At 42.8% G+C, this 11,888-nt stretch carries 11 protein-coding genes; all 11 read left to right on the top strand.

What is annotated here, in order from left to right; all coding sequences use genetic code 11:
• The first annotated feature begins 13 nt into the window (after positions 1-13).
• From HZA10_06120 to HZA10_06070, 11 genes are read left to right on the top strand one after another with little or no spacing between them, the layout of a single operon-like run.
• The gene (locus tag HZA10_06120) at positions 14-823 is read left to right on the top strand and encodes a class I SAM-dependent methyltransferase (GenBank protein ID MBI5195878.1); all 810 of its coding nucleotides are present in this window, start codon (positions 14-16) and stop codon (positions 821-823) included.
• Complete coding sequence (locus HZA10_06115; GenBank protein MBI5195877.1) at positions 799-1,743, top strand: glycosyltransferase family 2 protein; 945 nt, start codon at positions 799-801, stop codon at positions 1,741-1,743. Before HZA10_06120 ends, HZA10_06115 begins: the two co-directional genes overlap by 25 nt.
• 25 nt (positions 1,744-1,768) lie before the next feature.
• The gene (locus HZA10_06110; protein MBI5195876.1) at positions 1,769-2,572 is read left to right on the top strand and encodes a class I SAM-dependent methyltransferase; all 804 of its coding nucleotides are present in this window, start codon (positions 1,769-1,771) and stop codon (positions 2,570-2,572) included.
• A 45-nt stretch (positions 2,573-2,617) separates the two neighbouring features.
• On the top strand, positions 2,618-3,628 hold the full coding sequence (locus HZA10_06105) for a Gfo/Idh/MocA family oxidoreductase (protein ID MBI5195875.1): 1,011 nt from the start codon (positions 2,618-2,620) through the stop codon (positions 3,626-3,628).
• Positions 3,621-4,916, top strand: a complete 1,296-nt coding sequence (locus HZA10_06100) for a DegT/DnrJ/EryC1/StrS family aminotransferase (GenBank protein ID MBI5195874.1) — start codon at positions 3,621-3,623, stop codon at positions 4,914-4,916. The genes HZA10_06105 and HZA10_06100 overlap by 8 nt, the downstream gene beginning before the upstream one ends.
• A complete protein-coding gene (locus HZA10_06095) occupies positions 4,882-5,925 on the top strand; it encodes a hypothetical protein (GenBank protein MBI5195873.1) in 1,044 nt (347 codons plus the stop codon). Before HZA10_06100 ends, HZA10_06095 begins: the two co-directional genes overlap by 35 nt.
• On the top strand, positions 5,925-8,009 hold the full coding sequence (locus HZA10_06090) for a hypothetical protein (protein ID MBI5195872.1): 2,085 nt from the start codon (positions 5,925-5,927) through the stop codon (positions 8,007-8,009). The genes HZA10_06095 and HZA10_06090 overlap by 1 nt, the downstream gene beginning before the upstream one ends.
• A gap of 29 nt (positions 8,010-8,038) precedes the next feature.
• Positions 8,039-9,385, top strand: a complete 1,347-nt coding sequence (locus tag HZA10_06085; GenBank protein MBI5195871.1) for an oligosaccharide flippase family protein — start codon at positions 8,039-8,041, stop codon at positions 9,383-9,385.
• A 26-nt stretch (positions 9,386-9,411) separates the two neighbouring features.
• Positions 9,412-10,197 (top strand): class I SAM-dependent methyltransferase, encoded by a 786-nt coding sequence (locus tag HZA10_06080; GenBank protein ID MBI5195870.1) that lies wholly within the window; start codon positions 9,412-9,414, stop codon positions 10,195-10,197.
• A 10-nt stretch (positions 10,198-10,207) separates the two neighbouring features.
• Positions 10,208-10,663, top strand: coding sequence for a YhcH/YjgK/YiaL family protein (locus HZA10_06075; protein ID MBI5195869.1), 456 nt, complete (start codon positions 10,208-10,210; stop codon positions 10,661-10,663).
• 4 nt (positions 10,664-10,667) lie between these two features.
• Positions 10,668-11,888, top strand: coding sequence for a Gfo/Idh/MocA family oxidoreductase (locus HZA10_06070; GenBank protein ID MBI5195868.1), 1,221 nt, complete (start codon positions 10,668-10,670; stop codon positions 11,886-11,888).

The raw sequence follows: 11,888 nt of genomic DNA, 5'->3' as shown, positions 1-11,888 counted from the left end.
TTGCGGCCATGAGATGCTTAAAGAAAAAAATAAGCAGCAGTTTATCATAAATGATATTTTATCAGAGGAAAAGGTCAAAAAAATTGATTTACTTGAGAAATTTAAGCGGAGCGTAATTGCAAATTGCTCTAAGGCGCATGATTTTCTTCTTGATGTAGGAGCCTCTTCCGGCAAGTTTCTCTTTAATAACAAGAAGATGTTCCATAATCATGCCGGTATTGAAATAACGCCTGAATGTATCAGGTTTTCAAGAGATGTGCTGAGGTTGAATATTATGACAGATGTAGCCGCCATTACAAGTCCTATATCAGTAGCTACATTTTGGCATTCACTGGAGCACATGCCTGCAGATGATATAAAAAAGATATTGTGCCATGTCAGGAGCCTCTCGTTTGATAATACAAGAATCGTTATTTCTGTCCCAAATAACTTTTCCCTGCAGTACAGACTCTTCGGTGAGGGTTATGCATTTTATGACCTGCAGAACCATATTCATCAGTTTTCTGCCGACTCATTAAACAGACTTATGGAGAATTCCGGTTTTGATAAGGTCCAAATCTTCAGGTCGTCGGTATATAATATTTTTGGATATCTGCAGGGATTTATGAATAAATGCAACTCTACGCACAACTATTTCTATTACAGAAAAAAACGGATGCAGGTTTTTGACAAAAGCAAAAAGAGACTGCTGTTTCTGGATATTTATAACTATGCATTGGCAGTTCTATTTCTTATGCCGGCAATATTGCTTTCACTGTATGATTCACTATTCCCGGGGAATGGAGGTGTAATAACAGCATGCTACAGGAAAAAGAAAAATTAGAGGTTATAATTCCTGTATATAATGAGGAGCTCTGCATTACCGAGCTGCTGAAAAGGCTGTTGGCATTTAAGGAAAAGCTCAGTGAGTTGGATATTAGTTTTATATTGATAAATGACGGCTCAAAAGACCGGAGCCTAGAACTGATGCACAAATATGCTGATAAGCACGACTGCATCAAGGTCATTAATCTTAGCAGGAATTTTGGTCATCAGATCGCTGTCACAGCAGGGCTTGACCACGCAGACGCTGATTATGTCGCCATAATTGACGGGGACCTGCAGGACCCGCCTGAGCTTATAGAGGATATGTACAAAAAGGCGAAAGAAGGATTTGACATTATTTATGGGCAAAGAGATCAGCGTAAGGGGGATTCTTTTTTTAAAAAATTTACAGCCAAAATATTTTATAAGCTTCTGAACAAAATGTGCAATATCAGTATCCCGGCTGATACCGGAGATTTCCGTCTTATAACGCGCCGGGTTTTAAAGTCGCTTAATCAGATGAGGGAAAAACACCGTTTCATAAGGGGGATGGTTCCATGGTGCGGTTTTAAGAGCGCTCCCCTGGTTTATCAAAGGGATGAAAGATATGCCGGCAAGACTAAGTATCCGGTAAGCAAAATGGTCAACTTTGCGCTGGACGCAGTCTTTTCTTTTTCTAATGTGCCCCTGAGGATTGCGACATATTTTGGGATTGCGATAGTGGGGGTAGGCGTTTTAGGAGGACTTTTTATAGCATATCTTAGATTATTTACCCATCTGTCTGCTCCGGGTATATCTACCGTAATCATTACAATTGTAATAATAGGGGGCTTTCAGATTATTATGCTTGGCATTGTAGGTGAATATATCGGCAGAATATTTGAAGAGGCAAAAAACAGGCCGTTATATTTAATAGAGGGCAGAAAAAATATTGAATAAGCCTCATTTTTGTTAAAAGGGTTTTGTGACAGAGAATAAGGCATTCCGGAAAGAAGAGATATTCCATGACAGGTGGGCGGATTCAATAAATATTAACGAGGTCATGGTTGACGAATCTTTTGAGGCATGCACTTCCCCTGAAAACAGGCTGATTATCAGGAAACTGGGAGACCTGAAAGGTAAAAAGATACTGGAACTCGGCTGCGGCGCTGGAGAGGCTTCTGTATATTTTGCAAAAAAGGGCGCTGATGTCATTGCGACGGATATTTCAGCCGGGATGCTTGAAGTCGTAAAGAAAGTTGCTTCAAAACACGGCGTCAGCATACTGACCGAGCAGTTAGACTCACATAAGACTATTTTTGAAGACGAGACATTTGATATCGTTTATGCCGCAAACCTGCTTCATCATGTTGATATTGAAAGTACAGTCAGAGAAGCTCACAGGGTTTTGAGAAAAGGCGGAATATTCGTATCATGGGACCCGCTTGCGCATAATATCCTACTGAATATATACAGGCGGATAGCCAATGAGGTCAGAACAGAAGATGAGCATCCGCTCAGCATGAGGGATCTGAAAATATTTAATAAATATTTTTCACGCCTGGAAACTTATGCGACATGGTTCTTTCTTCTCTGGATATTCATTAAATATTATCTTATTGACAGGGTGGACCCCAACAAAGAAAGATACTGGAAAAAAATTCTCAAGGAACACAGAAAACTTGAAAAGACCTATATGAGGCTGGAAAGGATTGATAATTATTTTTTACACCAACTCCCTTTTTTAAAAAGATACTGCTGGAATATAATTATATTTGCTGTTAAGTGAAAGAAAAACCCGCATGTTTATTTATCCTCCGGAGGCAGGGCAGAATTGAATTACACAGAAAAGAAGCTGTATTCCGCCATAGTCGGAGCCGGAACTATTGCAACAGGCATAGGAGAAAAAAAATATCCTATGACACATGTCAGGAGCTATATGGAGTTGAGCGGGCATGTAGAGCTGATTGCTTTTGCAGAAACCGACAAGGCGCAGCGGACTGCTGTTAAGAAAGCGTTTCCTCAACTGAGGGCGTACGAGGATTTTGATAGTCTTGTCAATAACGAGCAGGTTGATATATTGAGCATATGCACTCCGGATGATTCACATTATGAATTATTAGTGAAAGCTATTAACCGCAGAGTGAAAGGCATATGGTGTGAAAAACCCATGGCGCTTGACGGCAGGTCTGCAGAAGAAATAAGCGGCAGAAGCAGAGAATCGGGGATCCTGGTGCAGATAAATTATTTCAGGCGGTTCATACCTGAAATAGCAGAGATACGGAGCGATATCATCAGAGGGCTCTACGGGAAAATAAAGATGATGAGCGGACTGTACACAGGGGGCTATGTGCGGAATGGTTCGCATATGATTGACCTGATGAATTTCTTTGAGGAGGAATTTTCTCTTATGCATGCTCAACCTGCCGCCGGTTTTTTAGGAGGCGGAGACGGTCCGGTATATATGGTCTGCAAAACACGCGGAGGAATATACAGCATATTGCAGCCTTTAAGCGGCGGCTACAATATTTTTGAACTTGATATATTTTGTGAAAACGCTAGGATACGCATCTGTGAAAACGGAAGGCGGATTGAAATTTATCATGTAATGAGCGATAAGGAGTTCCCTCATTTGAATATTCTTAACCCTGAACCTGAAACCGTAATCTGCAGATGGAAAGATTCGTTTACAAGGGCTCTTGCAAATCTGATTGAAGCGGTTGAAGGTAACGGTGATTCAACTTTTTCACCGCCTGAAGATTCCGTAAAAACGGCAAAGCTTATAGGAGATGTCACAGAGGTGATTAATAAGCAGTATAGTTCAGGGAGAAATAATCATGCCTGAAAAACTTGCGATGTTTGGCGGCGAGCCTGTTCGCAGAGAGCCTTATCCCCCTTATAACACAATAGGCGATGAAGAAAAGAAAATGGCAATGTCTGTTCTTGATACCGGAGTTTTGTCCGGCTTTGTGGGGAGGGGAAACGAACAGTTCTACGGAGGCGCAAAGGTCAGAGAGCTTGAAGCGCTTTTCTGCACCAAGTACGGAAGCAGATATGCAATTTCCTTTAACTCCGCCACGTCTGCTTTGCACGGGACCATGATTGCAGCAGGCATAGGCCCGGGCGATGAGGTGATTGTGCCGCCTTATTCCATGAGCGCAACGGCAGCCGCAGTGCTTATGTGCCATGCAGTGCCTGTCTTTATTGACATAGAGCCTGAGATGTTTTGCCTGGATCCGTCAAAACTGGAGGCTGCGGTTACTGAACGCACAAAAGCTGTAATAGCGGTAAATCTTTTCGGACTTTCATCCGACATGGATCCTGTTATGGATACAGCCGCAAGGCATGGTCTTATAGTTGTTGAAGATAATGCCCAGGCGCCCGGAGCAAAATACAAGGGAAGGTTTACCGGAAGGACAGGCCATATGGGCGTGTTCAGCCTTAACCGCCACAAGACTATCCAGTGCGGAGAAGGAGGCGTTGTCCTGACTGATGACAGCCGGTTTGCAGAGCGCCTGCAGCTTTGCCGGAACCATGGAGAGGTTGTGCTTCTTGACTGGGAGACGAACAGGAATGCAGATGTTGTGGGCTTCAATTACAGGCTTTCAGAACTCCATGCAGCAGTCGCCATCCCTCAGCTTAATAAGCTTGGAACCCTGAATTCCGGACGCATTTCGCTTGCAGGGAAACTTACTGCTGCATTAGGTGAGATAGATTTCATTATGCCGCCGGCAATTCGTAAGGAATGCACACATGTCTTTTATCTTTACCCCATGCTTTATAAAAGTGAAAAACTTGGAATAACCCGCGATCTTTTGCTGAAGTCGTTAATTGCCGAAGGCGTGCATGCATCTAACTATGCTGCGCCTATCTACAGGTGCCCTATATATCAGGAACATCAGGACCCTGCAGCCGGTAACTTTAAAAGGCTTTTCCCTGAATATAATTGCAAGCCCGACTACTCTCCCGGAATATGTCCTGAAGCGGAATTGATCCATGATACGAAAATGGTTGTGACTAATATATGCAGGTATCCTCATACTGAAAAAGAAGTAGAAGAGTTTGTAAAAGCGCTCAGGAAGATACAGGCAAATATTGATGAACTCAGAAAACTTGAGACAGGCAGCGGATAAATCCATACTTATTTTTTCACAGCAGGCAGGTTCAGCTGCTGCACTGATCCCGGTTATTGGAAAATTGATGTCAGCCGGTCTTATGTTAGATATTTATGCCCTACCGCCGTCAGACATCGTATATAAAAAACATTACAGTAAAATCATGAGCTGGGTGGATTTCCCTGCAAAAGAGTTCAGCCTCTTATTGACAGGCTATGGTCATCCAAAACACACGATTAACCGGGAAATCTTTAGAGAAGCCGGAAAGAGGGGGCTGTTTAGTATTGCTTTTCTGGACAACTACAAAGGTCTTGAGAGATTTTTGGAACCTGACGGAGGGCTGACGCATGACATGCCGGATATACTTGCGGTGATGGACAGTGCCGCAAAAACAGCGCTGGCTGATATGGGAATGCCTGAAGACAAGCTTGTGGTTACCGGTCATCCCTATCTTGAAAAATGCAGTTTGACCAAAATGTCTGAGAAAGTGAAAACAGAAACAAAAAAAAAGCTAAGCATTCCAGAAGATAAAGAAGTCTGTTTTCTGGCGTCAGAGATTATCCATAGCCACTCATTTTATGAGCCGTGCGATGCAGGATGCGGCAGCCTGTTTGATATGGATGCAGGGGGTGTTGCTTTAAAAGCAAAAATAGTTGAAAAAGAAGGAAAAGACGTGCTTATTCTGGTCAGGCCGCATCCAAATGAAAAAAACAAGGTTGATAACAGACTCAGGCGGATAGGATTTGAAGAGGCTGATGAGATGACGGTACTCGGCATATCAGACAGGGTTTACGGGCTTACCTCAATGTTTACGCAGTTAAGCGTTGCATATGGGGTTCCCACATATAATGTTGAGCCGTTTCTTTCAGGATGGAGTCCGGAGAATTCATTTCTCCTGCCTAGGCTTTGGAATTATCTTGCAGGGCACGGTTACCTGGGGGATTGGAAAGAGGTTAAGGCATCAGCCCCTGACCACAGGGGCGCCGTTGACGCTGTTGCCGGTCTTGTTTTATCCAAGTTGAAATAATGCATAAGTCGGTCAGGGGCAGGCGCTGTTCGATAGTTTTTGTTTTTATCTCATTATCGCTGTTTATCCGCATAATGCAGGTCTGCCTTAGATATAATTCTTTAGAGATTGTCTACTGGAAAGCAAACTTTATTGCTGAGCATCTGGTTGCATTACTGACAAGAGTATTTCCCAGAAAAATTACCGCCAGGAGACTTGCCTGCAGCCCTAATGCGCTTCCGGCAAAGGAGCTTTGCGATGAGAACGGTAACAATCTCAGGGAAAGGGCAAATGATACCGTGATACAATTAGCAAAAAAAATTGTTTCTTCCAATGAACACAGAAATGCTTTCAGTTCACTTGTGCCGGGACTGAGTGCCGGCTTATTTGTACCCGCATACATAGAATTCAGGATTGCACAGGAAATAGAAGCCGCTGTCTATCTTGCATTTTACATTTTATCGCGGCAGGCTAAGAGCAAAACTGATGATAAAGAGGAGTTCATTTTATTTGTACCGGCAAACTGGTGGGGGAAAGAACTGGCAGTTTATTTGAGGGAGATGCCTTTTGCAGTGATTGTCGGAGGCGGTTATCCCGGTTTTACATCGTGGTATGCGGAAAAGATATTCAATAAAATTTTTCTTAATAAATCCCATGATAACAATTTGGTAAGGAATAAGCGGGCAGAAACGCAGCTGCCTTTTATTGCCCCTTTTCTTGGAAAAATCTCAACATCAGGTGCGCCGCATAAAATATTCGGTTATTATATCGCTACAAGTATTTCTGACGGAATTTCCCCTGATATGCGCAACAACCTTAATTGGGCTTGGGGAAGGGCGCTTAGTCCCGCACATCTGGCAGGTCTTTGGGAGAATGACTACCGTCAGCCGACCGACGCGGAATTTGAGTTGGCGGGCAGGCTTCAAATGAAAGTCCACGGAAGGAGAAGAGGTTATGCCGGCACAGAAGAAGGTTCATTCCCTCTATGGAAGCCGACGGGTCTTTATTATGAAATTATTCTTACAAAGTCTCTAAAGCTTTTGGGTCTGTTTCTGATAAACATTATACTGTTCAGCCGCAAGCGCCTCTGGACATACGTACAGACGGCTTTTTTACTGAAAGGGGTTGCATGGTGGTATGACTATTTCATGTCAAACAGTATAAAAGTTTATGTTGAAGACGCCTACGGAGCTGAAATATACCAGAGGGCGGTTGCCATGGAGATGGCAGGCGGCATAAATGCCCTTGTGGAACGAAGCATGGTATACAGCAATCATTCATATTATGATGACAGGCCGGCAAATGTATCCTTTTTATCCGGCAGTTACAGTCTTAGCCAGGTTATTGACCCGGATAAAGCCATTAATAAAGTCATCAGCGGCTACTATCATGACCAGATGGACAGTGAAGCTCTTAGTGAACAGGTTAATCTTCTTAAAGACAAATTGAAAGATATGGGCGCTTTTGAAAACGGTCCGCTGATAGCAGTTTTTGATGAACCCGGGTTTATATACGGCAGGGATGTTATTTTTGATTTTTACCGCACCTTGTTCAATGATATGGAGGAAAGGGGCGGATACTCAGTTGTAATAAAACCCAAGAAAGAGAAATTTTTCAGCCGCATGCCTGCGGATATATTGAAAGGTTTTAAATCTCTGGTTGAAAAGCGGCGATGTTTTATCCTGGACCCTTTTACCACTGTCACGCTTTCGTCAAAGGTAGCTGACATGGCAGTCAGTCTTCCTTCCACCGCGATGTTTACATCCATATGCTGCGGAAAACGCACGGCTGTGTTTAACCCTCTAAGGACAATAAGGGGTATTTTTTATCAGCAGAACCTTAAAAACATCTGCATCTTTGACAGCATGCCGTTATTGCTCGGCTCGTTGCATAAGCATATAGAAGGCGGATTTGACGGATTTGGCGACTGCAGCGCGGTTCATGAGATACTGGACCCTTTCATGGACAGCGCTTCATCAGAACGTATCTCTGAGTGTCTAAGATGGTGCCTTGAAGGTTTTGAGGCTGGATTAAGCAGAGAGGATGTTATAGCCGAAAGCAGGCGAAGATATTCCGAGAAATGGGGCAGTGACAAGGTCGTGTAACCGGCAGTCTTAATCACGGCGCAGAAACATTGGACAGATTTAGAGATATGAATTTATCTGAAAATATAAAAAAATTTTTTCTTTCAAGCAGCATCTATCTGGTCAGCAATACAATCAATATGGCCGTCCCTTTCGTTTTTCTGCCAATTCTGACGCGTTGGCTGACGCCTGCCGATTATGGCTATATCGGAACGTTCAATGCCATCAGGTCTAATATGGAGCCGGCGGTAACCATGTCGTCTGCCGGGGCTGTCTGCAGGGCGCAGGTTGACAGGAATCAAAAAGGGTTTGACTTCCCGGGCTACATATTTAATGCGATGGCATTCAATCTGGCGCTGTTTTTTATTGTTGCAATACTGCTGTGTTTTTTGCAGGGCGTCATTTCAGATAAACTGCACTTTCCTGTTCTGTGGGTATGGTTTGTTCCACTGCTTGCGCTTTTTTCGTCATTTGGAAATTTCAAAGCTAAATTATGGATATATCAGGAAAAGCCTTTGCACTACGGGACGACTCTGGTTGCCAAATCGTTTCTGAATATAGGGTTATCCTTCCTGATGATATCCTTTTTCTGGTTTGACTGGCGCGGAAGAATAGCCGGAATAATTATGGCTGAAATCATTTTCTTCGGGATTAGTTTCTACTTTCTTCTGAAAGAGGACGGGCTGCATTTCCGGCTGAATAAGCAATATTTCAGAGAGGTGGCAATTTTCGGCTTCCCGCTGTTCCCTCATTCTCTCGGGCTTATGATGATAGGGACTATTGATAAGTTTTTTTTAAATGCCATGTTTGGGATGGAAACACTGGGTGTTTATAATGTCGGATATACATTTGGCACAGTTATCATTATGCTTGCCGCTCCGTTTGACAATGCTGTTTCCCCGCATATATATAGAATGCTTGGAAAGGATGAAGATAATGGGAAGAAAAAATTCGTCTGCTTTTTTATCATATATCTGGCCGTTTTTATTCTGGCGGCATTTGTTATATCAATGGCGGGCCCTTACATCCTCAGGCTTCTTGTGGGGGAGAGGTTTTACGGTGCAGGGGTATTTATTTTCTGGATAGCAATGTCGCAGGTTGCCTTTGCAATGTACCGGCTTCTCGCGATATTCATCACATTCTCAAGGAAGACATATCTGCTTGCATGGATAACACTCCTGTCGGGGCTGGTGGCAGTTGCCGCCAACTTTGCACTAATTAGGATTAATGGAGCCATTGGTGCGGCGCAGGCAACTTTCCTTGCTTATCTTACCTTTTTTATTCTTACATGGATGTTTGTTAACAGGCTTTACCCCATGCCGTGGATGGCCGTTTTTGAACTGAGTGCATGGAAAGGGGCTTTATCATACTTTATGGCGGATAAGCCGGATAAATAGCAGAGGTCAAAGGTTAATATAATTCTGTGAAAATAGCGCAAAGATTTGTAGATGAATCACTGGCACTGCACTGGCAGGTGGATGAAACAAAAGAGAGCTTCAGCCGGCTGATGGAACAGCTTGAAGTAAAGTCAAATTTTAAACCCTATTTTGAAGAAGCTGTTGAAGAGATGCAGAGACATTTTGGGAGTGAAAGGCTCAAAAAAGGGATAACAGTGGCAGATATAGGTTCAGGCATCTGCTGGACTTCTGCGATACTGGCAAACCTGCCTTATGTGAAGCATGTCTATTCAGTTGAACCGAGCGCTGAACGGCTCAGGCATGCTGAATGTGTCTTTAAACACTTAAGGGCGCCGGAAGGAAAAGTTACTATTTTAAACGGCAATTTTGAAGAAATTGCTATCACTCAAAAAATTGACCTTTTTGTTTTATGCGCTTCATTTCATCACTGTTATGATAAATATATCCAGGAGCTTTTCAGGAACATTAGAAAACTGCTCAATCCGGAAGGCAGGGTGCTGATAGCGAATGAGCATTATGTGAATTCAGTCTGGGTGATAAAACGTTTTATTTCCTATTTCAAACACTTAGGGAATAAAAAGAAACTCGGGTTTGATCTTAAAAATTTGAGGTCGCCAAACCCCTTTGACGGAGAGCACTGGAGGACAATAAGAGAGCTGAAGGATATTTTTAAGGAAGAGGGGTTTACTGCTGAATTTTACCTTCATAAAGGTGACTTGTGCAAGGATAAACCGACTTTTTATCACCGTGCCGGATGGCGCTATTACTATGCAATCTTGAGAAAGGAGTAAATTTATAGAGATGATATTAGACCGGATTGAAAACTGGGGCGGTTATTTTAATAAAGAATCGGATATGTATAAAGGTTTCAAATTTATAACTGAAGTGTTCAATGAGAATACTCCTGACGGGCGGTATGATATTATAGGTGATGAAATATATGCAATGGTGCAGAGTTACTGCACAGATGCACTGGAAACTAAGAAATTTGAAAGTCACAGACAATATATTGATATACAATATATTGTTTCAGGCAGAGAGGCAATTGGATGGCTGCCTGTCTATGAATTGGGAATAATGACGCCGTACTCAGAGGACAAAGATGTGATTTTTTATCATGACGCTGAAGGTAGGTCTCAACTTATCTTGACGCCGGGGATATTTGCCGTATTTTATCCGGCGGATGCGCATATGCCAGGCTGTTTTATTGATAAACCCGGGCATGTAAGAAAAATCGTAGTAAAGGTCAGGGTATAGAACGATGAAAAAAACTGTTGTTTCTCCCAAAAACCTCAACATCCTTGTTATCGGCACCGGCATGTATGTGTGCGGGAGAGGTACAGATGGTTACGGTACGATACTGCCTGCAATTTATGAATGGAAAAAACAAGGGAAAGCCGGGGATGTTTATATAGCCGGAACAAATCCAAAGGGCATCAATATTTTAAAGAAAAAATCCGTGGAACTCAGCAAATTAACAGGTATTAAGGTTAATTTAAGATATTACCCCGGTGCCGGAGACAGTGATGTAAACGCATACAAGAAGGCAATAAAGGATATTCCTAAACCGGCCTGCGCCATTGTGGCGGTCCCTGACAATCTTCACCGAAAGATTGCAGGCGATACTATTGAAAATGGTTTGCATACCCTTGTAGTAAAGCCTCTTGCGCCTGCCTTAAAGGAAACATTGGAACTCGTTGAACTTCAGCAAGGGCATAATGTTTATGGAGCAGTGGAATTTCATAAACGGTTTGACCGTTCAAACCTTAAATTAAAAGATGCCATTTCAAGCGGCAAAATCGGTACCCCTTTATATTTTATAGTGGAATACAGCCAGCGAAAAAGCATTCCGACTGAAAGATTTAAGGGCTGGGTTGAGACGGCTAACATATTCCAATATCTCGGTGTTCACTATGTTGATATAATTTATTTTGCGACAAAAGCCATTCCTCTCAGGGTAATGGCAACAGGACAGAAAAGATTCCTTATTTCAAAAGGCATTGATACATATGATTCTATTCAGGCTGTTATTGAATGGGAAATGCCCTCAGGCGCTGTTTTCACATCTTCCTTTTTTACCAACTGGATCGACCCTGAAAACACCTCTGCGATGTCTGACCAGAAGATAAAAGTGATTGGGACAAAGGGGCGTTATGAAGCGGACCAAAAAAATCGCGGGATACGCATAATCACAGATGGAAATGGAATAGAAGAGCCGAATCCTGATTTTTGTTCTATGTACGGAACTGCTGCCGGAGATGTATCATTTCGCGGGTATGGGATTGAGAGCGTGCTTCAATTCCTCGCTGATGTATGCGCTATTGAATCGGGGACAGTAAAAATTGCCGGACTTGAAGGCAAACGGCCGACATTTAAGGACTCCATTATCCCCACTGCAATTATTGAAGCTGTAAATAAGAGTCTTGCCGGGAACGGCAAATGGATAAATATAAAATCTAATTATAAACAGGGAGGAGAATAA

The sequence above is a fragment of the Nitrospirota bacterium genome (assembly GCA_016212185.1).
GTDB lineage: Bacteria > Nitrospirota > Thermodesulfovibrionia > UBA6902 > DSMQ01 > JACRGX01.
This window is presented reverse-complemented; position numbering and strand designations above follow the sequence as displayed.

Bases quoted from the DNA above. Each gene is read 5' to 3' on its own strand.
- HZA10_06120 (MBI5195878.1), top strand. From the start codon at position 14: ATGCTTAAAGAAAAAAATAAGCAGCAGTTTATCATAAATGATATTTTA.
- HZA10_06115 (MBI5195877.1), top strand. From the start codon at position 799: ATGCTACAGGAAAAAGAAAAATTAGAGGTTATAATTCCTGTATATAAT.
- HZA10_06100 (MBI5195874.1), top strand. From the start codon at position 3,621: ATGCCTGAAAAACTTGCGATGTTTGGCGGCGAGCCTGTTCGCAGAGAG.
- HZA10_06095 (MBI5195873.1), top strand. From the start codon at position 4,882: ATGAACTCAGAAAACTTGAGACAGGCAGCGGATAAATCCATACTTATT.
- HZA10_06090 (MBI5195872.1), top strand. From the start codon at position 5,925: ATGCATAAGTCGGTCAGGGGCAGGCGCTGTTCGATAGTTTTTGTTTTT.
- HZA10_06075 (MBI5195869.1), top strand. From the start codon at position 10,208: ATGATATTAGACCGGATTGAAAACTGGGGCGGTTATTTTAATAAAGAA.
- HZA10_06070 (MBI5195868.1), top strand. From the start codon at position 10,668: ATGAAAAAAACTGTTGTTTCTCCCAAAAACCTCAACATCCTTGTTATC.